Annotated in this window: 23 protein-coding genes; 10 read left to right on the forward strand and 13 right to left on the reverse strand. The window is 63.5% G+C overall.

Annotated features, from left to right (window positions below; genetic code table 11):
- The first annotated feature begins 2 nt into the window (after positions 1–2).
- The 3 genes from LNV06_RS10070 to LNV06_RS10080 all read left to right on the forward strand — a co-directional run bounded on the left by LNV06_RS10070 (position 3) and on the right by LNV06_RS10080 (position 4,802).
- On the forward strand, positions 3–1,184 hold the full coding sequence (locus tag LNV06_RS10070) for an acyl-CoA dehydrogenase family protein (protein WP_263538111.1): 1,182 nt from the start codon (positions 3–5) through the stop codon (positions 1,182–1,184).
- Between the two features lie 253 nt (positions 1,185–1,437).
- Positions 1,438–2,646 carry an acetyl-CoA C-acetyltransferase gene (locus tag LNV06_RS10075; RefSeq protein ID WP_263538112.1) on the forward strand — a complete coding sequence of 403 codons (1,209 nt, stop codon included), beginning with the start codon at positions 1,438–1,440 and terminating at the stop codon, positions 2,644–2,646.
- 2 nt (positions 2,647–2,648) lie between these two features.
- Positions 2,649–4,802, forward strand: coding sequence for a 3-hydroxyacyl-CoA dehydrogenase NAD-binding domain-containing protein (locus tag LNV06_RS10080; RefSeq protein WP_263538113.1), 2,154 nt, complete (start codon positions 2,649–2,651; stop codon positions 4,800–4,802).
- 4 nt (positions 4,803–4,806) lie between these two features.
- On the opposite strand, the gene LNV06_RS10085 is transcribed toward LNV06_RS10080, so the two are convergent.
- Positions 4,807–5,979, reverse strand: a complete 1,173-nt coding sequence (locus tag LNV06_RS10085; RefSeq protein ID WP_263538114.1) for a YbfB/YjiJ family MFS transporter — start codon at positions 5,977–5,979, stop codon at positions 4,807–4,809.
- Between the two features lie 64 nt (positions 5,980–6,043).
- Here LNV06_RS10085 and LNV06_RS10090 point away from each other — a divergent pair, with 64 nt between their 5' ends.
- Positions 6,044–6,880, forward strand: a complete 837-nt coding sequence (locus LNV06_RS10090; RefSeq protein WP_263538115.1) for a M90 family metallopeptidase — start codon at positions 6,044–6,046, stop codon at positions 6,878–6,880.
- A gap of 15 nt (positions 6,881–6,895) precedes the next feature.
- On the opposite strand, the gene LNV06_RS10095 is transcribed toward LNV06_RS10090, so the two are convergent.
- The 5 genes from LNV06_RS10095 to LNV06_RS10115 all read right to left on the reverse strand — a co-directional run bounded on the left by LNV06_RS10095 (position 6,896) and on the right by LNV06_RS10115 (position 11,355).
- The gene (locus LNV06_RS10095) at positions 6,896–7,519 is read right to left on the reverse strand and encodes a protein phosphatase CheZ (RefSeq protein ID WP_263538116.1); all 624 of its coding nucleotides are present in this window, start codon (positions 7,517–7,519) and stop codon (positions 6,896–6,898) included.
- A gap of 149 nt (positions 7,520–7,668) precedes the next feature.
- Entirely contained in the window at positions 7,669–8,361 is a 693-nt protein-coding gene (locus LNV06_RS10100) for a CBS domain-containing protein (protein ID WP_263538117.1), read from the reverse strand.
- 5 nt (positions 8,362–8,366) lie between these two features.
- The gene (locus tag LNV06_RS10105) at positions 8,367–9,545 is read right to left on the reverse strand and encodes a GGDEF domain-containing protein (RefSeq protein WP_263538118.1); all 1,179 of its coding nucleotides are present in this window, start codon (positions 9,543–9,545) and stop codon (positions 8,367–8,369) included.
- 71 nt (positions 9,546–9,616) lie between these two features.
- Complete coding sequence (locus LNV06_RS10110) at positions 9,617–10,510, reverse strand: Rossmann-like and DUF2520 domain-containing protein (RefSeq protein WP_263538119.1); 894 nt, start codon at positions 10,508–10,510, stop codon at positions 9,617–9,619.
- Positions 10,507–11,355: a class I SAM-dependent methyltransferase gene (locus LNV06_RS10115; protein ID WP_263538120.1), complete on the reverse strand. Its 849-nt coding sequence runs from the start codon at positions 11,353–11,355 to the stop codon at positions 10,507–10,509. Before LNV06_RS10115 ends, LNV06_RS10110 begins: the two co-directional genes overlap by 4 nt.
- A 146-nt stretch (positions 11,356–11,501) precedes the next feature.
- Here LNV06_RS10115 and LNV06_RS10120 point away from each other — a divergent pair, with 146 nt between their 5' ends.
- The 3 genes from LNV06_RS10120 to LNV06_RS10130 all read left to right on the forward strand — a co-directional run bounded on the left by LNV06_RS10120 (position 11,502) and on the right by LNV06_RS10130 (position 13,597).
- A complete protein-coding gene (locus LNV06_RS10120; RefSeq protein WP_263538121.1) occupies positions 11,502–11,846 on the forward strand; it encodes a zinc ribbon domain-containing protein YjdM in 345 nt (114 codons plus the stop codon).
- Between the two features lie 228 nt (positions 11,847–12,074).
- Positions 12,075–12,518, forward strand: coding sequence for a DoxX family protein (locus LNV06_RS10125; protein ID WP_263538122.1), 444 nt, complete (start codon positions 12,075–12,077; stop codon positions 12,516–12,518).
- 146 nt (positions 12,519–12,664) lie between these two features.
- Positions 12,665–13,597, forward strand: a complete 933-nt coding sequence (locus LNV06_RS10130) for a winged helix-turn-helix domain-containing protein (RefSeq protein WP_263538123.1) — start codon at positions 12,665–12,667, stop codon at positions 13,595–13,597.
- 4 nt (positions 13,598–13,601) lie between these two features.
- Here the strand turns inward: LNV06_RS10130 and LNV06_RS10135 are convergent, their stop codons facing one another.
- Positions 13,602–14,282 carry a LysE family translocator gene (locus tag LNV06_RS10135; RefSeq protein WP_263538124.1) on the reverse strand — a complete coding sequence of 227 codons (681 nt, stop codon included), beginning with the start codon at positions 14,280–14,282 and terminating at the stop codon, positions 13,602–13,604.
- Positions 14,283–14,385: 103 nt separating this feature from the next.
- Between LNV06_RS10135 and LNV06_RS10140 the strand changes: the two genes are divergently transcribed.
- Positions 14,386–15,357 carry a helix-turn-helix transcriptional regulator gene (locus LNV06_RS10140; protein WP_263538125.1) on the forward strand — a complete coding sequence of 324 codons (972 nt, stop codon included), beginning with the start codon at positions 14,386–14,388 and terminating at the stop codon, positions 15,355–15,357.
- Between the two features lie 32 nt (positions 15,358–15,389).
- Here the strand turns inward: LNV06_RS10140 and LNV06_RS10145 are convergent, their stop codons facing one another.
- Positions 15,390–15,860 (reverse strand): Lrp/AsnC family transcriptional regulator, encoded by a 471-nt coding sequence (locus LNV06_RS10145; RefSeq protein ID WP_263538126.1) that lies wholly within the window; start codon positions 15,858–15,860, stop codon positions 15,390–15,392.
- 146 nt (positions 15,861–16,006) lie between these two features.
- Between LNV06_RS10145 and LNV06_RS10150 the strand changes: the two genes are divergently transcribed.
- A complete protein-coding gene (locus LNV06_RS10150) occupies positions 16,007–19,582 on the forward strand; it encodes an indolepyruvate ferredoxin oxidoreductase family protein (RefSeq protein WP_411970108.1) in 3,576 nt (1,191 codons plus the stop codon).
- A 190-nt stretch (positions 19,583–19,772) separates the two neighbouring features.
- Positions 19,773–20,447 (forward strand): substrate-binding periplasmic protein, encoded by a 675-nt coding sequence (locus tag LNV06_RS10155; protein ID WP_263538128.1) that lies wholly within the window; start codon positions 19,773–19,775, stop codon positions 20,445–20,447.
- A gap of 27 nt (positions 20,448–20,474) precedes the next feature.
- On the opposite strand, the gene LNV06_RS10160 is transcribed toward LNV06_RS10155, so the two are convergent.
- From LNV06_RS10160 to LNV06_RS10180, 5 genes are all read right to left on the reverse strand, one after another.
- Positions 20,475–21,131 (reverse strand): 2-hydroxychromene-2-carboxylate isomerase, encoded by a 657-nt coding sequence (locus LNV06_RS10160; protein WP_263538129.1) that lies wholly within the window; start codon positions 21,129–21,131, stop codon positions 20,475–20,477.
- 175 nt (positions 21,132–21,306) lie between these two features.
- The gene (locus tag LNV06_RS10165) at positions 21,307–22,221 is read right to left on the reverse strand and encodes a DUF11 domain-containing protein (protein ID WP_263538130.1); all 915 of its coding nucleotides are present in this window, start codon (positions 22,219–22,221) and stop codon (positions 21,307–21,309) included.
- Positions 22,222–22,433: 212 nt separating this feature from the next.
- Positions 22,434–23,564: an acyl-CoA dehydrogenase family protein gene (locus LNV06_RS10170; RefSeq protein WP_263538131.1), complete on the reverse strand. Its 1,131-nt coding sequence runs from the start codon at positions 23,562–23,564 to the stop codon at positions 22,434–22,436.
- 143 nt (positions 23,565–23,707) lie between these two features.
- The gene (locus tag LNV06_RS10175) at positions 23,708–24,382 is read right to left on the reverse strand and encodes a PEP-CTERM sorting domain-containing protein (RefSeq protein WP_263538132.1); all 675 of its coding nucleotides are present in this window, start codon (positions 24,380–24,382) and stop codon (positions 23,708–23,710) included.
- A gap of 341 nt (positions 24,383–24,723) precedes the next feature.
- Positions 24,724–25,392 (reverse strand): SDR family oxidoreductase, encoded by a 669-nt coding sequence (locus LNV06_RS10180; RefSeq protein WP_263538133.1) that lies wholly within the window; start codon positions 25,390–25,392, stop codon positions 24,724–24,726.
- Between the last annotated feature and the right edge of the window lie 118 nt (positions 25,393–25,510).

A 25,510-nucleotide genomic window follows, 5' to 3' on the forward strand; every position in this document is an offset into this window, starting at 1 on the left:
CCATGTCTGCCCTGCCTCTTTTTCCTTCAAGCTGGATCAGCGAAGAGCACCGGATGCTGCAAGACTCGGTCGCCCGATTCTTCAAGCAGGAATGGGTGCCGCGCGCGGCCGAGTGGCGCGAGGCCGGCATGATGGGCCGCGACACCTGGCTGCAGGCCGGCGCCAACGGTCTGCTGTGCGCCTCTATGCCTGAGGAATATGGTGGCGGTGGCGGCGACTTCGGTCATGACGCCATCATCCTGCTGGAGCAAGCCAAGGCGAACTTGAGCGGCTTTGGCGGCGGCCTGCACTCGGCCATCGTGGGGCCTTACATCCTGCACTACGGTAGCGAGGAACAAAAGCAGCGCTGGCTGCCCAAGATGGCCAGCGGCGAACTGGTCGGCGCCATCGCCATGACCGAGCCGGGCACCGGCTCTGACCTGCAAAACGTGGCCACCCATGCCCGCCGAGATGGCGATCACTATGTGCTGAGCGGGCAAAAAGTCTTCATCACCAATGGCCAGAACGCCAATCTGATCATCGTCGTCTGCAAGACCGACAAGACGCAAGCTGCCAAGGGGATCTCGCTGCTGGTGGTGGAAGTCGAGAAGGCCGACGGCACTTTGGTCGACGGCTTCCGCCGCGGCCGCAATCTGGACAAGATCGGCATGAAGGCGCAAGACACTTCGGAGCTCTTCTTCGACGAGGTGCGGGTGCCGGTGGCGAATCTGCTCGGTGGCGCCAATGGCGAAGAAGGCCAAGGTTTTTTCCAGCTGATGCAAGAGCTGCCGCAGGAGCGGCTGATCATTGCCGTCACAGCGGTTGGCTCGATGGAGCGCGCACTCACTGAGACATTGGCCTACACCCAGGAACGCAAGGCCTTTGGCAAGACGATTTGGAACTTCCAGAACACACGATTCAAGCTGGCCGAGGTGCAGTCTCAGGTGCTGGCCGCTCGCGCCTTTGTCGATGCCTGCATGGAAGCGCATTTGAAGGGCCAACTTGATGCCGCCCGCGCCGCCCTTGCCAAGGCCTGGACCACCGACCTCGCCTGCAAGGTGATGGACGAGTGCCTGCAACTTTTTGGCGGCTATGGCTACATGATGGAGTACCCCATCGCCGAGCTCTACGCCGACGCCCGCGTGGCCCGCATCTATGGCGGCACCAACGAAATCATGAAAGAGTTGGCGTCGCGGTTTATGTGAGCCGCACCTCTCCGCGCGTTCCCAGTGCGGAATCTGACATTGAGCGGGCACCCACATCGAAACGAACAAGCAGGCTGTGTGCAAGACGGGCGGCCGGGCGCTCTGCGGAGGGAAGTAAAGGAGGAGCCGGCGAAGCCGGCGGGGGACATGGACGGAGCAGAGTGACCGGTCGCCTTGATCCGCCAGACTTGAAACCCAAGCTTGCGCAAGACACCACGGCCAACACACGACAAGAAAGCAGGAGACACGGCCCATGAACTTCGATTCCTACATCTACGACCACGTCCGCACTCCACGCGGCAAAGGCAAAAAAGACGGCGGCCTGCATCAGGCCAGCCCCGTCTGGCTGCTGCGCACGCTTTTGCAGGCCCTGGCGCAGCGGCAATCGCTGGACACCGCCCTGGTGGACGATGTGGTGTTGGGCTGCGTGACGCCAGTGGGCGAACAAGGGGCGGACATTGCCCGCACCGCAGTGCTAGACGCCGGCTGGGCCGAGAGCGTGACCGGGGTGACGCAGTCGCGGTTCTGCGCCTCGGGGCTGGAGTCCGTCAACCTCGCCGCAGCCAAGGTCGCCAGCGGCTTTGAGCGCTTGGTGGTGGCCGGCGGCGTGGAATCCATGAGCCGCTGGCCCATGGGCAGCGACGGTGGCGCCTGGTTCATGGACCCGCGCATCAATCAAGCGCTGGGCTTTATTCCACAAGGCATCAGCGCCGACCTGATTGCAGCGCTGGAAGGCTTCAGTCGCACCGATGTGGACAGCTTTGCAGTGGAATCCCATCGCCGAGCCAACACCGCTCGGTCACAAAGTTACTTCAGCAAGTCACTCGTGCCGGTGTATGACATCGCCGGCCTCTTGCTGCTGGCCCAAGACGAAACCATACGCCCCGGCACCAGCCTGGATACCTTGGCCAAGCTCGACCCCAGTTTCGCCATGATGGGCCAAATGGGCTTCGACGCCACCGCCCTGCGCAAGTACACCACGCTGGAACGCGTCCCGCATATTCATCATGCCGGCAACTCCTCCGGCATCGTCGATGGCGCGGCGCTGATGCTGATCGGCAACAAGGCCGGTGGCGAAGCGGCAGGGCTGAAACCCCGTGCCCGCATCCGCGCAGCGGCGGTGATCGGCTCCGAGCCCACCATCATGCTCACCGGCCCCACACCGGCCTGCCAAAAAGCACTGAAACAAGCCGGCATGCAAGCCGCCGACATCGACCTCTGGGAAATCAACGAAGCCTTTGCCGTGGTGCCGATGAAGACAGCGCGCGACCTGGGGCTTAGCTTGGACCGGGTCAATGTGAACGGCGGCGCCATTGCCATGGGCCACCCGCTCGGGGCCACCGGCTGCGTCATTCTGGGCACCCTGCTCGATGAGTTGGAGCGCCGCAACTTGAGCACAGGCTGCGCCACGCTCTGCGTGGGCGGCGGCATGGGCATTGCCACCATCATCGAAAGGGTCTGATCGTGAGCAAGGCTTTGAACATTGAACGCGGCGCGGACGGCATCGTCATCGCCACCATGGACCTCCCCGGCCATTCGATGAATGTGCTGAACGAGGCCTTGTCTGCGCCGCTGGCTGGCCTGACCGATCTGCTGGAGCAAGACGCCAGCGTCACCGGCCTGATCCTGCGCTCGGGCAAAAAAGACTTTCTGGCCGGCGCCGACATCGACCGCCTGCGCGCGCTGAGCACGGCCCAAGAAGCCTTTGATGCCTCGATGGCGCTGAAGCACTTCATTCGCCGCTTTGAGCGCTGCGGCAAGCCGGTGGTGGCCATCATCAACGGCATGTGCCTGGGCGGCGGGCTGGAGATCGCGATGGGCTGCCACTGGCGCATCGTCATCGACGACGGCCGCGCCAAGCTGGGCCTGCCCGAGGTCAAGTTGGGCCTGCTGCCGGGCGGCGGCGGCACCCAGCGCCTGCCGCGCCTGGTGGGCATGCAACAAGCCTTGCAATGGATGAGCGAAGGCACGGAGGTGCGCGCCGCCCAGGCCTTGTCCAGCGGTTTGGTGAACGCCTTGGCCGCTAACCCCGAGGACGCGCTGATGCAAGCGCGCGCCTGGATCAGCGCCAACAAGTCGCCCAAGCAGCCCTGGGATGCGCCCAAGTTCCGCTACCCCGGCGGCGACTCACGCTCGCCCGCCGTGGCGCAGATGCTGGCGATTGCGCCCTCCATGGCCTCGGCCAAGAGCTATGGCAATTGCCCGGCGCTGAGCCACATCATGTCCAGTGTCTTCGAAGGCGGCCTGACCGACTTTGACCGCGCCTTGGAAATCGAAGCGCGTTACTTCGCCGCCTGCGCCATCAGCCCCGAATCGAAGAACATGATCGGCACGCTCTGGTACCAGCTGAATGCGCTGAAGAAAGGCGCCTCACGGCCCGCCGGCCTACCGCGCAGCAAAGTCAGCAAGTTGGGCATTCTGGGCGCTGGCATGATGGGCGCAGGCATAGCCTATGTTTCGGCCAAAGCCGGCATCGAGGTCGTGCTTTTGGACAGCAGCCAGGCTGCCGCCGACAAAGGCAAGCAGTACTCGCAAGAGCTGCTGGACAAGGCTGTCAAAAAAGGCCGCAGCACGCCCGAGAAGCGCGATGCCCTGCTCGCCAAAATCACCCCGACCACAAGCTATGCAGACTTGGCCGGCTGCGATCTGATCATCGAAGCGGTGTTCGAAGACCGGGCAGTCAAGGCCGATGTGACGCGGCAGGCCGAGGCCATCATCGCTGCAGACGCGGTGTTCGCCTCCAACACTTCCACCCTGCCCATCACCGGCCTGGCCCAGGCCTCGCAGCGGCCGGCGCAGTTCATCGGCCTGCATTTCTTCTCGCCGGTGGACAAGATGCCGCTGGTGGAAATCATCGTCGGCAAGGAGACTTCGGACGAGACGCTGGCGCGAGGCTTTGACTATGTGCTGCAGATCGGCAAGACGCCCATCGTCGTGAACGACTCGCGCGGCTTCTACACCAGCCGGGTCTTTGCCACCTATGTGATGGAGGGCCTGGCCCTGCTGGCCGAAGGCGTGCATCCGCGCTCGATTGAAATGGCGGGCCTGCAAGCCGGCATGCCGATGCCGCCACTGGCCTTGCAAGACGAGGTCTCGCTGAGCTTGGGCCTGCATGTGGCCGAGCAAACGCGCAAGGATCTGGCCGCAGAAGGGATCCGTTATGTCGAACATCCCGGCGAGCCGGTCTTGCGCCAACTCTGCGCGTTGGGCCGTATCGGCAAGAAGGGCGGCCAAGGTTTTTATGACTACGCCCAAGGCGAGAAGAGCTTGTGGCCGGGTCTGGCAGAGTTGTACCCGCTGAAGGCCGAGCAAGCCAGCCAGGCCGAGCTGATCGACCGCCTGATGTTCGCCCAGGCCAATGAGGCTGCGCGCTGCTTGCAAGAAGGCGTGCTGCGCTCGGTGGCCGATGCCAATATCGGCAGCATCTTCGGTTGGGGCTTTGCGCCCTTCCAAGGCGGCGCGCTGCAGTTCATCAACGCCTATGGCCTGCCTGCCTTTGTGGCGCGTGCTCAAGCGCTGGCGGCGCAATATGGCGAGCGCTTTGCCCCGGCGCAGCGCTTGGTAGAGATGGCCGCCAAGGGCGAGCGTTTTGAAGAAGGCGGGCCAGGCGAGCCCTGATCCCTCAAGCGCTCGGCTCGCGCATCAAAACCGTCAGCAAGCCCAGGCCCAAGGCCAGCACCGCGGCCGTGATCCACAGCGCCCCTCGGTAGCTGCCGCTGGCTTGCGCCATCGCGCCGGCCAGCGCCGGGGCGCCTACTTGGGCGAGGCCATAGCTCAGCGTCAGCCGGGCCATGGCCTTGCCGGGGTTGTGCGGCGCGCGCCGCCCCACCAGCGCCAGCGTCAGGCTGACGATGCCGATGAAGGTGGCGCCGTAGAGCAAGGCGCCGGACAAGGCCGCTGCCAGTCCGTCGGACCAGGCCGGTAGCAAGACCGACAGAATCTGCAAGGCAAAGGCAGCAAACAAAGCCTTCAACTCACCCCAGCGCCGCGCCACCCGGTCCCAGATAAAAACGGCCGGCGTGGCCGCCAAACCCACCAAGGCCCAGGCCCAAGGCCCCTGACCGGCCAGCAGCGGCTGGCGCTCGACGATCGCAACGGTAAAAGTGGCGCTGATCACAAAGCCCCAGCCGGCGCAGAAGTACATGGCCATCATCAGCGCCATCCAGCGCCGGGCCGGTACTGCGGGGGCGGCAAGTGCGGCGCTTGGTGCCGGCGGCACCGGCGGCCGCCAGGCCCAAGCCGGCGCAAGAAACAGCAGGCCAATACCAGCAAAGCCCAGCCATTGCTGCGACCAACTCAGCGCCCATTCCGCCATCAAGTAAGCGCCCAGCGCCGACACCACAATGCCTAAGCCCAGTCCGATGAAATGAAGGCCTAGCTCCGGCCGGCGGCCTTGCCGCATCAGCCAAGCCAGCACCAGGCCCGAGCCCAGCAACATGCCGGCGGCGCCGCACAAGCCGCCCAGATAGCGCGATAAAGCCCAGACCCACAGCTGATCACTCAGGCCCATCAAGGCGGTGATCAAAAGGCTCAGCAGCAGACCGGCGCTATAGAGCCGCTGCCGCAAGGCCGGGCCGTCCATCCAAGCGGCCAAGAGCGCACCACTCATATAGCCCAGGTAATTGATGGAGGCGAGCCAGCCGCCCTGCAAATGGCTGAGCCCAGCCTGGGTCTGCATCAAGGGCAAGAGCGGCGTGTAGGCAAAGCGCGCCAAACCAATCGTCAAGACCAAGCCGCAAATACCGCCGACGATGACTTGCCAGGCTTTCAAGGTTTCGGCAGGGGTATTTGGCATGGCCCAAGCCTAAGCGATCCGGCGCCGACTTGTAATCAGCAACTGCGCGCCCATATGGAAGCCTATGGACACGAATGCCCTGCCCCTCTTGCTGACCATCGCTTTGGCGCTGGTCTTGATCTTGTGGCTGGCGAGCGGCCCCTTGCTGCAGCGCCGGCGTCGACACCGTCTGCGTGCGCAAGCCTTCCCGCAGGCCTGGCGGCGCATCTTGCGGCGCCGCGTGCCCTTGGCGCAGCGCTTGCCGGCAGACTTGCATCTGCGGCTCAAGCAAGAGATTCAGGTGTTTTTGGCTGAGAAGCCCATCATCGGTTGCGATGGCTTGGTGGTGACCGATGAGATGCGCGTCACCATCGCAGCGCAGGCCTGCTTGCCGCTGCTGGGGGCGCGGCGCGACTACTACCCCAAGCTGAAGCAGATCCTGCTTTACCCCGGCGCCTTTATGGTGGACCGCCCGGTCACCGAGGCTGGCGGTGTGCTACGCGAACAGCGCCGTGCACTGGCTGGGGAGAGTTGGGTCCAGGGTCAGGTCTTGCTGTCTTGGCGCGATGTGCAGGCGGGTGCCGCCGACCCGTCCGATGGCCACAATGTGGTCATTCATGAGTTTGCGCACCAACTCGATCAAGCCAAAGGCCATGCCAATGGCGCGCCGGTCTTGGCCGATGCCCAGGCCTACCGGCGCTGGTCCACGGTGATGCAAAACGAGTTTGATGCGCTGCGAGCCCGCCTGGCGCAGGGCGAGCCGGGCCTGATCGACACTTACGGCGCCACCGATCCGGCCGAGTTCTTCGCCGTCTGCAGCGAGTTGTTCTTTGAACGGCCGCTGGACTTAGCGATGCAGCATCCCGCCTTGTACGGGCAATTGAGCAGCTATTACCGGCTCAACCCGATCGCTTGGCAGTAAGTCAGGATTTAGAGTTCAAAAGCCCAAAGAGGCCAGCAAGTCGTCCACATCGTCTTGCTGCAAGGCCTTGTCCGGGGTCTGCACGCCTTCCAGACTTTGGCTGGCAGAGTCGCTGAACTCGGGCTTGGGTGGCTCGAACTGGGCCAACATATGCTCCAGCGGCGCTTCCACGCTTTCCAGCATGCCGACCACTTTATTGATGACTTGGCCGGACAGATCTTGAAAGCCCTGGGCCATCATGATCTCGGTGTGCAAAGACTTTTCGCGGCTGGCAAAACTGGCCGCATTGGCGGCATAAGCGGCGCAGAGTTTGAGCATCTGGCGCGCGCGGTCGACCGTCAAATCCGGCGCCAAAGCCATGCGGCACAGGGTTTCTGAGAGATCCGAGCCCTGGCGGCGCACCTGTTCGGCATCATCTTGGGCCGCATCGACCAGGCCCAGCACCTTGGTGGCGGCCTCTTCGGTCATGCTGCGCACATAGGCCAGACGCTCGCAGGCATCGGGCAGTTCTTGCACCACTTTGTGCAGAACCTGCACCGGGTCCTGGGCCGCCAAAGCGGTCTCAGCCGACTCGGCCGCCACGGCGACAGGGGTTTCAGACACTGGGGACGGACTCACTTGCTGAAGAACTGCTGACATGGTGATCGACTCCCTGAACTGCCCGCCCACTACCGGCGGCAAAAAACCTGGCAGCGATTATCGAGACACCCCCCGGTTTGCGGGTCAAACGCGCTTCAAGCCGCCGCCATGTTTGAGAGATTTTTCACAACTTGCGAGCTAGCGGGACCTCAAGTCCAAAGGTCCAGCGGGGCCTCGCGGGTCAAGGCACGCAAGATGTCGCTGCGGGACAGAAAGCCCAGCATATTGCCGTACTCGTCCACCACCGGCAGGCCGGGCAGGCGCAGGTCCAACAAGGCTTGCGCGACTTCGCGTATCGGCGTGTCCGGCCGCGCGGCCGGCACCGGGCTCCACATCACCTGTGCGACAGGTTGGTCCAGCCAATCCAGCCAGGCTTGGCTATCTTCCAAATGTTGTGGCCCAGGCAGCAGATCGGCCCGCAAGAGCAAACCGACCAGGCGGCCATGCGCATTGACCACGGGCGCCTGCCCTACGCCGGCCCGGCTCAGCAGCGCCAGCCCCTGGGCCAGCGTCGACTGCAAAGGCACGGTGTGCAGGCGCCGGCTCATCAATTGCTCCACCAAGCTCAGCACATGGCGCTCCGCCGTGCCCTCGCCCATGGACTGCGCCTGCTGATAAGCCGCCAAGGCATCGCTGGGGCGCGGCTCGGCGCCACCCAGGGCCGGCAATGCCGTGTCAGGCGCCGGGCCGGCCAGCAAGACGCCCGGCGCTTGCAAGGCCGGGTCCGCTTGCACCGGCTCGATCGCCCGGACCCGGGATACCGCCTGCACCGGGCTCAGCTCACGCAAACCCTCGAGCCGGCCGCTGAACACCCGGCCATTGAGCCCATAAACGGTGAACATGGCCGCTAGCCTCCCGCCAGCAGGGCGGGCTGTGGCAGAGCCACCTCGACCCGGTTGCGGCCGTTCTGCTTGGCGCGGTAGAGCGCGGCATCGGCGGCGCCGACCAATTTGTCGGCCGTGTCGCCCCCAGTGACCGCCCCGCCACGCACGCCGATGCTGATGGTGACGGCAATGCTGTGCGCGCCCCATTGCGTGGGCGTGGCCTCCACCGCTTGTCGCAGCGCCTCGGCCAAGGTTTGCGCGCCCTCCAAGCTGGTATCGGGCAGGATGACCAAAAATTCTTCGCCACCAAAGCGACCAATCTGGTCCTGAGCCCGCAGCCGACTTTGCAGAATCTGGGCCACGCCGCGCAAGACCATATCGCCGGCCTGATGGCCGTAGCCATCATTGACATGCTTGAAGTGATCAATGTCCAGCATCAAGACACTCAGGTACTGGCCTTGTCGCTGCGCCCGCGCCACGGTGTTCAAGAGTTGGTCGGTGATGGCGCGCCGGTTCGCCATGCCGGTCAGCATGTCCTTCATGGCCAACTCAAAATTGAGCCGTTCGGCGCGCTCCACCGTCATATAGACAAAACCCAAAGTGATGCTCAGGATCACCCACATGGAAATCAAAAACACCAGCGCCAGCCAGCGGCTGGTGTCGGCCCCGGACTGGTCGTCCAGCGCACCCGTGATCGCCGCCGCCGAGCGCAGCGACAGAATCAACAAAAGCACCGAGAACGCGCCCACCAGGATGTAGCGGCCGCGGCCATGCTGCTTTTGGCCCGGGTGCAACAAGGCCAGCAAGATCACGCCGATCTGATAGCAAAACACCAGGGTCACGCTGAGTACCCGCCAGCGCGGCTGGTTCAGCGACAGCAGCGTCAAGAAGGGCACCAAGACCACCGGCAAAGACCAGCGCAGCCCCAAGCTCTCAGCGCCTTGAAAGCGCCTCAGGGCCACTTGCATCAAGACCAGAGCGAGTGCACAGGCCGTGTTGCCCGTCACGAGGATCACGCCGAAGGACAAAAAATCCCGCAGGGCAAAGACGGCTTGGCTGGCGCCATAGAAGAGCAGAGCCAGCGCCCAGGCCCACAAGGCATGCCGAGCCGGCTGCCCCCAGGCCATGAATGCAACCCAGAAAGACAGCAGCAAAGCGACCGAAGTCACCACCACGAACAGGGTCTGCATGTCCAGGCTCATGGGCGCATTCTAGAAGGCGAACGCTTGTTCGCGCTAACGGATCAATCGCTCAGGGCCGAAGTCGCTGCTGATCAGGGTTTGATCAGAGTTTGCAGGTCCTGCAAGCCGGCTTCATCCAGGCGGCCGCTGAGGCGCGCCAAGCGCAATTGGCGTTGTGCCAGCTGTCGGTAAAAAGCGCCGTGATCGCCAGCCATGGCGTCCAGCGCTTGCAAATGGGTGGCGACCACGCCCAGGTCACCCCGTGAGATCGGGCCAGACAGCGCACCGCTCAGTCCACGCGCCTCGGCCGCGTCCAGCGTGCCTCGAGCCAGGGGCAGCAAGGCCGACAAAGCGGCCGATTCCGGCAGCCCCACCTCGGCCCACAACTGCGCCGCCTCATCCAACATCGACAGCAAGAAACTGGCCGAGTAACTGGCCGCCGCATGGTAAGCCGCACGGCTGCCGGGCGGCAGTTGCAAAGGCCTCATGCCCAGCCGATCGGCCAAGTCATGCAAGCGCTGCTGCAGATCAGCATCGGGCGAGCCCAGCTCGATGGCCACAGTGCTGCCGGCAAGCAGGTGCTCGGCACGCGCGGGGTCTGAAAAAATCTGCAGCGGATGAAAGCCCGCCGTCTGCGCGCCCGCCCGCGTGGCCGCCGCCAGGGCGCTCAACTCGGTCGCGCCGCTACAGTGCAAGGCCAACTGCGCGGACCTCCAGGGCAGGCGATCGGCCAGCGACGCAATCGCATCGTCAGACACGGTCAAAAACACCCAGTCGGCCGCTTCCACCGCCTGCTCGGGGCTCAAGGCCTGGCAAGCCGGAAGCTGCGCGGCCAGTTCTTCAGCGGCCGCCGTCGAGCGGCTGGCCACCGCCACCACATCCGCCCCTCGAGCCGCGCAGGCGCGGGCCAGGGTCCGCCCCAGGCGGCCTGCGCCTACAAAGGCCAGGCGGGGCGAGTGATGGCTCGGTGGCGGCGTTTTGATCAAGGCTTGACGAACTTCAGCGTCATGCGGTCGCTCTCACCAATGGCTTCGAAGCGGGCGCGGTCCTTGTCTTTGCTGGCAAAGCTGGGCGGCAGGTCCCAGACGCCGTTCGGGTGGTCCGCCTTGTCCTTCGGGTTCGCATTGACCTCGCTCGTGGCCACCAGCTTGAAGCCGGCGCCCTCGGCCATGCGGATCACATAGGCCTGATGGACGTAGCCGCTTTCGGCCTTTTCGGTTTGCGTGGCGCTGGCTGGCAGGCGATGGTCCACCACGCCGAAGACGCCGCCCGGCTTCAGGGCCGTGAAAACGCTCTTGAAAACCGCCTGGGTCTTGGCTTCGCCCAAGGACACCCAGTTGTGGACATTGCGGAAGGTCAGCACCATATCGGCGCTGCCGGGCTTGGCGTAGTCCAGCTTGCCGGTGCCGGCGGCAAACACGGTCACTTGTGCGCGGTCGTAGAGCGCCGGGCTGGCGGCCAACTTTTCCTTCATGCGCGCGGCGCTGCGCTGAAAGTAAGCCTGCTCGGAGGCCGGATCATCACCCGCCAGGATCAGCTGCCCCTTGTCGCGCAGATAGGGCGCCAAGATCTCGGTGTACCAGCCGCCGCCGGGCGACAACTCCACCACGGTCATGGTCGGCTTGATGCCAAAAAAGCTCAGCGTCTCGTAGGGATGGCGTGCGGCATCACGCGCCACAAAAGCCGGCGTGCGATGGCTGCCGGCGATGGCGGCCTTCAGCGCCTCATCCGCCGAGGTCTGCGCATGGGCGGACGAGAGCGTGGTCACCGCGGCCACCAAACCCAGGCCTGCCAGCAGGGCGCTTCGACGAGACTTGTGCAGCAAATTCATGGTCAAGGATTCTCCGAATCAGGGGGATGAAGTGCAAACAGGCGCGAGTATGGCTTGCCTGCGAAGACCTTGCCGAAAGGCATGAGCGAAAATAGGCCCATACCCCGCCACACCCGGCGCCCTAACTCCAAGGCTTTGCCCCCACCATGTCGAACCCCAGCGCCTGCCCTGTCTGCACACTTGAAAACACCTACCGCGACGGCGAAATGAATATCTGCCCTGACTGCGGCCACGAGTGGAGCGACAGCACCGCGCAGGACAGTGCAGCCGAAGACGGCGTCAAAGTGGTCCGCGATGCCAATGGCCAAGTCTTGGTCGACGGCGACTCCGTCATCCTGATCAAGGACCTGAAGGTCAAAGGCTCGTCCATCGTGCTGAAAAAAGGCAGCAAGGCCAAAGGCATTCGCCTGGTCGACGGCGACCATGATGTGGACTGCAAGATCGACGGCGTCAGCCTCAGCCTCAAGTCGGAATTCCTAAAGAAGGCTTGAGTCACTGTTGGGGCTTGCTCCCGCAGGGGCCTAATTCGGGCCCAATTCGGGTCCAAATACGCCCATTCCAAACTAAAAAGTAAGTATTCAGAGTTCTTCAGACAAGTTTCAGAACTTTTCAAACGAGATTGGCCCGCTTCGCCGCAGCATGCGGCCTCGTGACCTTGAGGCATCCGCAACGCCGCAAAGCCCAAACCCGGGCCAATCTTTTTCAAAGGACTCTGATTCATGTTGTTCACCCCCACCCACGATGCACGCTCCGATGCGCGCAGCCAGCAAGCCCTGATCGCACTGCGACTCACCATCGCCCTGCTGATCGCCATCCACGGCTGGACCCGCTTCCTGCATGGTCATGTGCCCGGTTTCGGCGTTTACCTGGGTCAGCACGGCCTGCCCATGGCCGCCTTTCTAGGCGCCACCATGACCGCGCTGGAAGCCTTGGCCCCCTTGCTGCTGAGCTGGCGCCGCATCGTCTTCCCGATGAGCCTGGTCTATGCCTTCATCTACATGGTCGGTATCCCGGTTCACCATCTGCAAAACGGCTGGTTTTCATCCGGCAGCGAGGTGGATGGCTGCGAGTACCCAGTGCTGATGATCGTCTGCTTCCTTTGTGTGGCCTGGCAACACGCGCCGCAATCGCTGCGCCGCCCGGGGCTTGTCGCTGCGGCTTGACGAGCGTGAGCCGATAGTCGCAGCGCCGGCGCCCTAGAATCCGCCAGCGCCGGCCCCAAGCCGGCATGCGCCAAGCCCGGCCGGCGCGACCCACCAGGGGTTGCGCTGTGTAAACAAAGCGGGAAGGCACTCTGACCAGACCAGCCGTGGACCGAAGCTCCGATCAAGATTTTCTGCTGGGCGACTGGCGCGTGATGCCGAACAGTGGGCAGATCTGCCTGGCTGACAGCTGCGTTCGCCTGGAAGCCCGCAGCATGCGCCTGCTGGTCTATCTGGCCGAGCGGGCTGGCGAGGTCGTCAGCATCGAGGAATTGCTGGAACAAGTCTGGCCCGGCGTGGTGGTCTCGCCAGACTCGGTCTACCAAGCCATTGCTGGACTCCGCAAATCGCTCGGAGACGACCCCAAACAAGCGCGCTACATAGCCACCGTGCCCCGCATGGGCTACCGCTTGGTGGCCCCACTCGGCGCTAGCGATGCCGTGCCGCCTGAACTCATTGAACCGAGCGAGACCGCCGCCGCAAAGGCTTCGACGACAAGCAACACAGCGACACCGGACCGCGTCGGCCAGACTTGGTTCAAGCCGGGATTGATCATGACTCTCGTGGCCTTGCTGCTGGCCCTCGGCATGGGGATCTGGTCGGCCAACCGCGCGCCTGCAAGCAAGGCGGCCATTGTGGTGCTGCCCTTTCTGGATCTGAGCCCCGAGATGGATCAAGAGGTGTTTGCCGACGGCATGACCGAGTCCCTGATCGAGATGCTGAGCAAACAGCCGCGCCTCAGCGTTGCGGCGCGCTCGCTGGCGTTTGCCTACAAAGGCAAGGGCACGCCGATCGGTGAGATCGCCAAGGCCTTGGGGGCGAACTATGTGCTGGAGGGCAGCGTTCACAAGTCGGGCCAGACCCTGCGAGTCAGCGCCCAACTCGTTCGGGTCGAACAAGGTTTCGTGGTCTGGTCTGAATCCTATGACCGGCCCGCCACCGATCTGCTGATGATTCAGGACGATATCGCCGCCGAAGTCGGACGCGCGCTGCTCCCCTCACTGAATCCCCCGCCCGGCCTCACGGCCTCCTCTCCATAAGCTGTCAGGCCTCCAAGCCGTGCCAGCCCCCCCACAGTCCGGCCAGCGCAGCCAGTATCAAGAGCAAGCCCACCCCGAACATCATGCGGCGCTGGGTGGCCAGCCGCGGCGGTCTCGCCTTATGGGCCAGCGCCACCAGCAACAAGACCGTGCCGTAAATAGCAATCTGGTTGCCGGCGATGATGGCGCCGAGCAGGAAGGCCTGCGCCCCCACGCTGCGCACCTCGCTACGCAAAAAGGCCGGGAACACCGCCAGCATGAAGGCATAGGCCTTGGGGTTGAGCAGGCAATTCAAGATGCCGCTGCGAAACACCGCCCACAAGCTGCCCGCCGGCATCGGAGCCGCTTGGGCGGCAGCACCCTCGGGCATGTTCTCCACCTTGCCCAGTTGGCGGGCACTGCGCATCAAGCCCCAACCGATCCAGGCCATATAGGCCGAGCCGGCCAGCAGGAGCAGTTGAAACGCCCCCGGCCACCAGCGCAGCAAGGCCGCCACGCCGCTGAGATTGATCAGCACATGCAGCAGGCCGCCCACCACGATGCCCGCCAAGGCGGCCACGCCACCGCGCAGGCCCCGTGCCAAGGCGCTGCCGGTGATGAAAGCCATGTCCATGCCGGGCAGCACGATGATGCCGAAGGTCAGGGCAAAAAAGAGCCAAAGGCTGCTGGAGGTATCCATCGTCATTGCAAACATCCCTGAAGGGATCCGGAAGAAAGTGGCGGCAGTCTAGGGGCTTGATAGGACAGAATCTGCCCTGTATTGAATGCTAGGAACCAAGGAGAGCCCGATGGGCCAAGACAAACCCACCGGCCGGGTGCTGGCCTTGCTGGAACTGCTGCAATCACAAGCCCTGTTGCGCGGGCCGGAGCTGGCGCGGCGCCTCGACGTAGATGCCCGCACTCTGCGCCGCTACATCGTCCACTTGAGTAATTTGGGCGTGCCGGTCCAGGCGCAGCGCGGCCGCGACGGCGGCTACCGGCTGCGGCCCGGCTTCAAACTGCCGCCGATGATGTTCACCACGGACGAGGCGCTGGCTTTGGGCATGGGCTTGCGCGCGGCCCGTGAGCTGGGCTTGGACGGCATCTTGCCGGCCATCTCCAGCACCCAAGCCAAGCTGGAGCGGGTGATGCCGCAAGGCTTGCACCGCCGCATTGCGGACTTGAACGAGGTGGTGACGCTGGACACGCGTCGCCACGGCGCCGGGCAGCGCCAGCTGGGCTCGGGCATCAAAGACTGCTTGCCCGCACTCAGCGCCGCGACTCGTGCCCAACAGCGGGTGAACCTGGACTATTTGGCCGGCGACGGCGAAAGCAGCGAGCGCGCCGTTGACCCCTATGGCCTGGCGCTGCGCGGCGGCGCTTGGTATCTGGTGGGCTATTGCCATTTGCGCCAAGACCTGCGCACCTTTCGCCTGGACCGTATCCGCGCCCTGCAAGCCCTGCCGGCCAGCTTTGCACGCCCCCAGAACTTTGATGTGCAGCAGCATTTGAGCGAGGCAATCGCCACCTTGCCGCGCAATCACACGGTGGAGCTGCTGATCAAGGCAGACCTCGCCCAGGCGCAGGCCTGGATTGCGCCCGAGCTGGGCCAGCTCAGCAGCACCCGTGGCGGGGTGAGGCTGAACGCACAGATCGACGCCCTGCCCGCCTTTGCGCGCGAGCTGGCCGCCTGGCCATTTGCTTTCAAGATCATCAAACCCATCGCTTTGCGCCGCGCGCTCGCGGCCCATGCGCAAGCGCTGCTGGACTTGGCAAGCTGAGCGGCCGCAGGCTTCGGGCCTGCCATCAAGCATCACCCCACCGGCAGTGCCGTCTCGTACTTGACCTCGCGCAGCACCACATTGCTGCGCACACTGGCCACACCGGGCACCTTGAAGATCTGGCCTTGCAGGAACAGGTCGTAGGCCTTCATATCGGGCACGACGACCTTGATCACATAGTCGGCCTCGCCGGTGATGCCGTGGCATTCGATGATTTCGCGGCTGGCCAGCACCAGGCGCTCGAACTGCTCCACCGCCCCCTCGCTGTGGCGCACCAGGCTGACGTTAGCGAGCACGCAGATATTGAGGCCCAGTTTTTCGCGGTCCACCAGTGCCACATGGCGGCGGATCACGCCGCTGTCTTCCAGCTCCTTGATGCGGCGCCAGACCGGTGTGGCCGACAGGCCCACCTTGTCAGCCAGGGTCTGGGTGCTTTGCCGGCAGTCGGCCTGCAAGGCTTCCAAAATCTGTTTGGTGGCCCGATCGAAACGATCCATTTCCATTTAAGACTCCTTTGAGATGAATTCTCTCATTCGCCCGCTTGACAGCGGTAAACAGAGCAACAAACACTTGGCCCTCTGACGAAAAATCCCGGCCAGCCATCGCTCGTTCGATCGTCCCTCGAGGAAAGCCCATGTCCAGCTCAGAAATCCAAACCACCAGCCCCGCTCCCCAGGAGCCCGCGCTGCGGGACTACAAGCTCTCGGACAACCTCGCGGCCACCAGCGGCGCGGTCTTCCTGACCGGCACCCAAGCACTGGTGCGCTTGCTGCTGGCGCAAAAAGCGCAGGACGAAAGCAAGGGCCTGAACACCGCCGGTTTTGTCTCCGGCTACCGCGGCAGCCCGCTGGGCATGGTGGACCAGCAGCTCTGGAAGGCCAAGAAGTTCCTCGAGGCAGCCAAGGTCAACTTCCTGCCCGCCATCAACGAAGACCTGGCCGCCACCGCCTGCCTCGGCGTGCAGCGCGTGGCCCTGGACCCGAAGCGCACGGCCGATGGCGTGTTCGCCATGTGGTACGGCAAGGGCCCGGGCGTGGACCGCTCGGGCGATGCACTCAAGCATGGCAATGTCTACGGCACCTCGAAGTTAGGCGGCGTGCTGGTGGTTTGCGGCGACGACCATGGCTGTGTCTCGTCGAGCACCCCGCACCAGAGCGATCTGGCCCTACAGGCCTGGCACATGCCCATCGTGCACCCGGGCAATGTGGCGGAGTATCTGGAGTTCGGCCTCTACGGCTGGGCGCTCAGCCGCTTCTCTTCCACCTGGGTCGGCTTCAAAGCGATCTCCGAGGTGGTGGAATCGGGCATGACGGTGGACCTGGACAGCGTGCCGCTGGACTTTGAGCTGCCGGTCGATCACAAGCCCCCGGTGGACCTGCACATCCGCGCGGTCGACCTGCCCTCGCTGGAGCTGGAAACGCGCCTCGAGCACAAGCTGAACGCCGTCAAGGCCTTTGCCAAGCTCAACAGCATCGACAAGCACATCGTCGTGAGCCCGCGCGCCAGCCTGGGCATCGTCACCGTGGGCAAAGCGCATTACGACTTCATGGAAGTGCTGCGCCGCCTGGACCTGGACCCCAATGCCCTGGCCGCCGCCGGCGTGCGGGTCTACAAGGTCGGCCTGGTGTTCCCGCTGGAGGCCTCACGCATGAGCGAGTTCGCCCAGGGCCTGACCGACATGCTGGTGATCGAAGAGAAAGCCCCGGTCGTCGAGCGCCAGATCAAGGAACTGCTCTACCACCTGCCCGATGCGCAACGCCCGCGCGTGGTGGGCAAGACCGATGAGCATGGCCAGGCCGTGCTGAGCGCTTTAGGCGAGCTGCGCCCCTCGCGCATCATGAACACGGTGGCCGACTGGCTGGCCCGCCTCAACCCCGCGCTGGACCGCCGCCATCTGGTGGTGGATTTCCTCACCCCCTGCCTGCTCTCCAACGCGGCCGATGGCGTCCGCCGCCAGCCCTACTTCTGCTCGGGCTGCCCGCACAACACCTCGACCAAGCTGCCCGAAGGCTCACGAGCCCTGGCCGGCATCGGCTGCCACTTCATGGCCAGCTGGATGGAGCGCGGCACCTCAGGGCTCATCCAGATGGGCGCCGAGGGCGTGGACTGGGCGGCGCACAGCCGCTTCACGACCGAGAAGCATGTGTTCCAGAATCTGGGTGACGGCACCTACTACCACTCGGGCTATTTGGCCATCCGCCAGGCCATCGCCGCCAAGACCAATATCACCTACAAGATCCTCTACAACGACGCGGTCGCCATGACCGGCGGCCAGCCGGTGGACGGCCAAACCAGCGTGCCCCAGATCGCCCGCCAGGTGGAGGCCGAGGGCGTGAAGCGCCTGGTGGTGGTGAGCGACGAGCCGCAGAAGTACCAAGGCCACGAGAACCTGTTCCCGCCGGGCACCACCTTCCACGACCGCAGCGAGCTCGACGCGGTGCAGCGCGAGCTGCGTGAGATCGAGGGCGTGACGGTGCTGATCTACGACCAGACCTGCGCCGCCGAGAAGCGCCGCCGTCGCAAGAAGAAAGAGTTTGTCGACCCGCCCAAGCGGATCTTCATCAACGAGGCGGTGTGTGAGGGTTGCGGTGACTGCGGCCAGGCCAGCAACTGCCTGTCGGTCGTGCCGGTGGAAACCGATTTCGGCCGCAAGCGCGCCATCGAACAAAGCAGCTGCAACAAAGACTTCAGCTGCGTCAATGGCTTTTGCCCTAGCTTTGTTTCGGTGCATGGCGCGCAGCTGAAGAAGCGCGTGGGCGGTGGCTTCACCGCGCAAGACCTGGCACGCGAGATCGCGGCGATTGGCACGCCCAAACCCTGGAACTGGACGGGGCCTTTTGACCTCTTGGTCACCGGCGTGGGCGGCACCGGTGTGGTGACCGTGGGCGCCTTGGTGTCCATGGCCGCGCACCTGGAGGGCAAGCAAGCCTCGGTGCTGGACTTCATGGGCTTTGCGCAAAAAGGCGGCTCGGTGCTGAGCTTTGTGCGCGTGGCGCCAACGCAAGACCTGCTCAACCAAGTGCGCATCGACACCCAACAGGCCGATGTGCTCTTGGCCTGCGATATGGTGGTGGGCGCTTCGCCCGATGCCTTGGGCACCGTCAAGCCCGGCCGCACCATCATCGTGGCCAACACCCATGAGCTGCCCACCGCCGCCTTTGTGCGCAACCCCGATGCCAGCCTGCAAGGCGACTCGCTGCTGGCCAAGATGCGCCATGCAATTGCCGATGACAGCCTGCTCTCCACCCTGGATGCGCAAGCCATCGCCCAAGACCTGATGGGCGACACCATGCCCAGCAACATCATCATGCTGGGCGCCTGCTATCAGCGCGGCCTCATTCCTCTGAGCCAAGGCGCTTTGCTGCGCGCCATGGAACTCAATGGTGTGGCGGTGGAAGGCAACAAGACCGCCTTTGCCCTGGGCCGCTTGGCGATTGGTGCACCTGAAGCGTTGGACCGCCTGCGCGGCGGCGGTTCCACCGAGCACAAGGTGCAACTGCTCTTGGGTCAAGACAAGCTGGATGGGCCTGACGGCTTGATCGCCCGCCGCATGCAACATCTGAGTGCCTATCAAGACGACGCCTATGCGCAGCATTATGCCGCTTTGGTCGCTCGCGTGCGCAAGGCCGAATCCGCCTTGGGCGAAGCCGGCAAGGCCGAGCGCCTGTCCAAGGCCGTGGCCCGCTACTACGCCAAGCTCTTGGCCATCAAGGACGAGTACGAAGTCGCCCGCCTCTACACCGACGGCAAGTTCGAAGCGGCCATGAAGGCGCAGTTCGACAACTGGGAGCGCCTGAGCTTCCACCTGGCTCCACCGCTGATCGCCAAGCCCGGCGCCGATGGCCGAGCCAAGAAGATCGAAATGGGCAGCTGGACCTTCAAGGCCTTCAAGCTCTTGGCCAAATTCAAGGGCCTGCGCGGCGGCGCACTCGACATCTTCGGCAAGACCGAAGAGCGGCGCATGGAGCGCCAGCTGATCAAAGACTACGAGGCGCTGGTGGACGAGTTGCTGGCGGGGCTGAGCGCCGAGAAGCTAGACATCGCCCTGCAACTGGCCCGCTTGCCCGAGCAGATCCGCGGTTACGGCCATGTCAAGCATGCGAACGTGGTGACAGCCCAAGCCAAACAAAAAGCACTGCTGGACCACTTCCACGGCCGCAGCGCCGAGCCGGTGGCGCAGAACGTCGCCATGCCGCAGCGGATCAAGAGCGTGGCGGAACTCTGAGGCCCACACTGAAAGACGCGTCCTCTCGATAGCCCGGACTTCGAGACGACGCGCTTGGGGTTATCGTTCAAGGGTGAAACACGCGCCCCGCTTTTCTCGTCGAACCCAGGCTCTGGTGCGGCTGCTGGCCGCGTCGTGGCTTGGCTTGATTGGCCTTGCCGCGGGACCTACAGCTTTTGCGGCAGCGACAGTGCCCATTTGTGTCGGCGACTTCCCACCGTTCAACAGCCCCAAGCTGCCCAAGCAAGGGCCCGTGATCGAGATCACCACCGAGGCCTTCAAGCGCTTGGGCTATGAAATCCAAACCCAATTCATGCCCTGGGCTCGCATCTTGAAAGAGGGCGAAGACAAGAACTGCCTGGTCTTGGGCATGTGGCGCAATGCGCAGCGCGAACAAGTGTTCAACTTCTCATTGCCGATTGTTCAGCAAGAGCTGGGCTTCTTCATCAAGCGAGAGTCCAAGATCAAAGACTGGCGCGAGCCCGGCTTGCTCCAGCAACAACTGATCGGCGTGGAGCGAGCCAGCTATTTGCCACCGGCACTACAGGAACCCGGGATCCGGCTGGACCCGTCGGCGGGCATCAAGTTCAACCTTCAAAAACTCGCGCGTGATCGTATTCAGCTGACCTTTGGCAACAAAGACAGCGGCCTGTACATCATCAAAAACGAGCCCGATCTACAAGGCACAGTGCGATGGCTGCCTCCCGGCATTGAGCGCAAAGACACTTACCTGGCCTGCGCCAAGAATCACCCCGAGCAAGAGGCGCTGCTGGACGCCTTCAATCAGGGCCTGCGCAGCATGCGGGCCGATGGCAGCTTTCAGAAAATTCTCAGAGAAGCTGGTTTATCGTCCTCAGCGCCTTGAGATATCACCGAAGCCGCCTGCCAAAAATCAAGCCAATCCCTTGAATGGGCCCGAGTGCAGCCAGCTCTCAATTTGCGTTTGCCGGTCATTGCCCCAGAAGGGCTCACCATCGATGATGAAGAACGGCGCGCCAAAAACCCCGGCGGCGATGGCCGCGTCATTGGCGGCCTTCAAACGGTCTTTCCATTGCGGATCGGACCAAGCGGCCTCAGCGGCGTCGGCGTCCAAACCGCTTTGCGCCGCCAATTCCTTCAGTTGCACAGGATCATTCAAGGCCACGCCGCGCGCGAAGTAGGCGCGAAAGCCCGCTCTGGCCCAAGCCACGGCTCGCGCCGGATCTTGACTGTTGAGCCACCAGAACACCCGAGCCGCGTTCTGCGTCGGGATGGGGAAGCTCTCCGGCTGCCGGTAAGGCAGGCCCGCAAACTGCGCCGAGCGCTCAAAGTCACGCAAGGCGTATTCACGTTTGAGCGGATAGGCCACCGGCGGCTTGAGTTCCGCCACCTGGAACAGCGCGCCCAGCAAGACCGCATGCCACTGCACGCGGCGCCCATGGCGCGCGGCGACGGCATCGATCCACTCCGACGCGATGTAAGAGTAAGGCGAAGAAAAATCGAAATAGAACTGGATGGAGCCGCGCTGCATGGCTTGCGCGGCGCGTTCGGGAAAGGTGGTTTCAAGCATGGGTCAACAGTGGAACATTTCAGCGCTGTGCGGCACCCGGATAAGCACGCAACGCTCTGCGCACAGATGGCGCAAATTCACGGAAAAGAGAAAGGGGCCAAGCCTCGCGGCCTGACCCCATTTTTTCTCTCGTCCTCAGAAAGTAAACGCGATGACGCGATTCGCGCCTGCCGCCTTACTGAGGCGTGAGGACGGTAGCCTCGTCGTTGCCGGAATTACTGTCTCCTTTGACACGTGTCTTGACACCGAATACCAAGCCCGCACTCTTACCTGCAGCGAACTGATACGGCAGTTTGATCACCACCGTCTCGCCCTTGGGCAAGCTGGGCACCGTCATCAAGGGAGAGCTCAGGGTACTCGGGCAAACTGCGGCACCCGTCGCGCTGCAAGTGATGGTGCCCAAGGTGGGGGCGTTCTCCGCTGGGGTGCTCGTAAACAAAAGCCCGACCGGCACGTCGGTGGCGGTATCCGGACCTTGGTTGCTCAAGGTAATCACATACTCAAAGTTGCCGCCGGCAGGCACGGCCACCGTGGGTCCGGTGGCTTGCACGCCAACGTCCACGCTATAGGCCTTGACGCCCACGGACTGGCTGCTGCTGGACAACTGGCCGCCATTGCTGGTGCTGGCCGCGGCGGACATATTGACCGTGCCGCTGGTGCCCGCTTTGATCTGACCTTCCACATCAAAAGTGAGCGTCGCACCAGGCTGCAGATTGCTGACCAAGATGCGTGAGCCGCCGCCGGCAGGACAAGCGCTGCCCGCGTTGTCCGACGAGCATCGGACCACCTTGAAGTCAAGCAGCACGGCATCAGCGGAGACGCTGAAGTCGGTCGAGCCTGCCACGCCCTTGCCGACATTGCTCAGCTTGACGGTGGCCATGGTTTGCGTATTGCCCGACGGAATCGGGTTGCCAGCAGGCTTGATGCTGACCGAAACTTCGGCCGCGTCCACAGGAGGGGGGGGCGTCACCTCGCCGCCACCACCGCCGCCGCCACATGCGCTCAGCAAAGCAGCCGCGGACAAAGAAGCCACTGCCAGCAGCGGGCGAAGACGAGGGCTGGTTTTGAATGGGGTGGCTTGCTTGTCCATGGATATCTCTCGAGGGCTTTCAAAAAGGCTGGGGTCTAGGCCTGGCGGCGAAATGCATCGGTCGGTCACCTCCTATACAGAGGGGTTTCTGACGTTGAGGCGGCATTCTAGGAATCCCACTTTCGCCTGTCTGTGTAAGTTTTGTACAAAGACGAAGCCGCCCCCCTGATCCAGGCTTTCATTGCCCTCCTCAAAGCCCCGAGTCCAGCCAATCAAGCCAGCGCGCGGCCGATCAAGATCTTTTGCACTTCAGAAGTGCCTTCATAGATCTGGCAGACGCGCACATCACGGTAGATGCGCTCAACCGGGAAGTCGCTCACATAGCCGTAGCCGCCGTGCACCTGGATGGCGTCGGAGCAAACACGCTCGGCCATCTCGGTGGCGAAGAGCTTGGCCATGGCTGCCTCTTTCAGGCAAGGCTGACCGGCATCCTTCAAGCTGGCGGCATGGTGGATCAGTTGGCGCGCCGCTTCGATCTGCGTGGCCATATCGGCCAGCTTGAAGTTGATGGCTTGGTGCTTGAAGATCGCTTGACCAAAGGAGCTGCGTTCCTTGCTGTACTTCAAGGCCGCTTCAAAAGCCGCACGCGCCATGCCCACGGCTTGCGAGGCAATGCCGATGCGGCCACCCTCCAGGCCCGACAAGGCGATCTTCAGGCCTTGGCCTTCTTCGCCCAAACGATTGGCCACCGGCACGCGGCAGTTTTCAAAGCGGATCTGCGCGGTGTCGCTGGCATGCTGGCCCATCTTGTCTTCGATGCGGTCCACTTCGTAACCGGGCGTGGTCGTCGGCACCAAGAAGGCGCTGATGCCCTTCTTGCCCGCCGCCTTGTCGGTCACCGCCATGACGATGGCCACATCGCCGTTCTTGCCGCTGGTGATGAACTGCTTGACGCCGTTCAGCACGTATTCGTCACCGTCCAACACAGCGGTGGTGCGCAAACCGCCAGCCTCCGAGCCTACATGCGGCTCGGTCAGGCAAAACGCGCCCAACATATCGCCGCGCGCCAGCGGCTTCAGAAAGCGCTGCTTTTGGTCTTCATTGCCAAAGGCCATCAGGATGGAGCAGACCGGGCAGTTGTTCACGCTGACCACCGTCGAAGTGGCGCCATCACCAGCACCAATCTCTTCCAAGATGATGCTTAAGCCCAGATAGTCCAGGCCCGCGCCGTCGTACTCGGTGGGCACGGCCACGCCGTAGCAACCCAGCTCGGCCAAGCCCTGCAACTCAGCGGCTGGGAAGTGATGGGTCTTGTCCCAGTGCGCCGCCTTCGGCGCGATTTCGGTTTGCACATAAGCGCGGATCGCGTCCTGGATGGCGCGGTGGTCGTCGGAAAGCAGCATGGCGTTTGTCTCGGATAAGTCTGTATTCAGGCGCCACGCGCCTCAAGCGCGCAGCAAAACCTGAACGATACCGCGTCCGGCGAAGCCTGCCTTCGCTCAGGGCATGCGGCGCGGGGCGATGCCATGCCCCGCACGCCCCAGCATCAAGCCTGCTTGCGGCGGCGCGCGACGGTCACGCCCGCCAATGCCAGGCCGACCAAGGCCAAAGAAGCGGGCTCGGGCACATGGTTGCTCAGGGCCACATTGTTCAGCGCAAAGTACTCGGTACTGGAGTTATTGCCTGAAGCGTAGCCGTAGCCGATCCAGCGCAGCGAGTGCGTGCCCGCGCTCAGGCCAGACTTCAAATCAATGTTCACGGTCGAACCGTTGGTGCCAGCCGAGGCGAGCAAATTTGTGGCCAAGTCCAACCAGCCATCGCCGTTGTTGATCTGCACTGCGAACTTGTACCCAGGCGCAGTTGGGAAAAACGCATTGTGGTTGTGGAAATGCGTGAAGCTCAGTGACAGATCATTCATGGCCTGTGCCAAGGTGAAAGTCAGCGAAGGCGTGTTGTTGCTGTTGTTGAAATAACGTGTCGCCGAGACCTTGCCGTAGGTGCCACCAAAAGGCTCCACGCCATTGTTGCCGGTGTTGAAGCTGGCATTGCTCACGCCCGCCGCTGTGCTTGAGGCGGCAATGCCGCTGATCTGGCCCAGTTTGGCGTTCTCAAAATCCCAGGCCGCCACCACACCGGCCTGCGCCGAGGCGCTCAGCGCAGACAGCGCCACGGTCATGGCAGCCAGGCCCAGCTTGGACGTGGATGTGTTGATTTGCTTCATTGGATTCCCCCGCTTCTTTCATCAAAATTGGTTGATGACAAAGCCAGACTTGCGCAACTCCTGTGTGCAGTGATCATGACGTTTGACGAGCGAATTATGGGAAGCAAGCCCCCGATAAACACCCCTCAACTGCGGTGTTAGGTTTTCACGAAACGCGAGGGGACTAGAGCTAAAACGCAGACGCCCATCCGAAGAGAACGCCGATGAATAGGGGCCTTTATGGCCTTGACACCCAAACCCACTTCTTTGACGAATCGGCCAATCGACACTTCAAGCCACAACACAAAGTGCCGAAAAGCGGAACAAATTCACGCTCGGCGTGTGGCGCCAAAGACAAGCCCTTACCAGCTCAGTCGTTCGCCGTCGTAGTTGATGAAGCTGCCCTGGTCGGCCGGGCTCAAACCCGCCATCACCGAGCGCATGCCGGCCACGCTGGTGTGCACCTCAATGTCCGCGTCCTCGCCACCCATCTCGGTGCGCACCCAGCCGGGATGCACGCTGATGCACATCGCCTTGTCTTGCAGCAACAAAGACGCATCCTTCAGCACCGAATTCACCGCCGCTTTGGAGGCGCGGTACAGCCAGCCCTGGCCATTGCTGCGCAAGCTGATCGAGCCCATGCGCGAGGAGATGATGGCCAGGCGCGCTCCCGGCGCCAAGGCATCTTGCAACTGCGGCAGCACCCGCATCGGCCCCAAGACATTGGTCTGCATGACGGTGTTGAATTCGGCCTCGGTCGGCGTTTGCAGCCCATTGGAACGCGGGCCGTAAACACCCGCCACCAAGACCACCTGATCGAAGGCATAGCCGTCGATCTGCCAAGCCAGGCCCGAGGCGCTGGCGGTGTTCATGACGTCCAACTTCAGCGCCACCGCACCCAGATCACGCAGGCGCTGCAGCCCGGCCTCGTCGCGCGCCGTGGCCACCACCCGGTCGCCCGCCTCGCGCGCCTGACGCACCCATTCCAAACCAATGCCGCGCGAAGCGCCGACGATCAAGACTGAGGCCATGTTCGAGAGTTCCAAGTGATTGGGAGAGCTGGGCGCGATTCTGCCCCAGCCCCTGCCTGCCCCTGCTTGCACGGGCTTGTGTTGGGCCGAACTGCTGAGGGCTGCGCGCGGAGCGGGT

It is taken from the genome of Paucibacter sp. Y2R2-4, assembly GCF_025717535.1.
Taxonomy (GTDB): domain Bacteria; phylum Pseudomonadota; class Gammaproteobacteria; order Burkholderiales; family Burkholderiaceae_C; genus Paucibacter_A.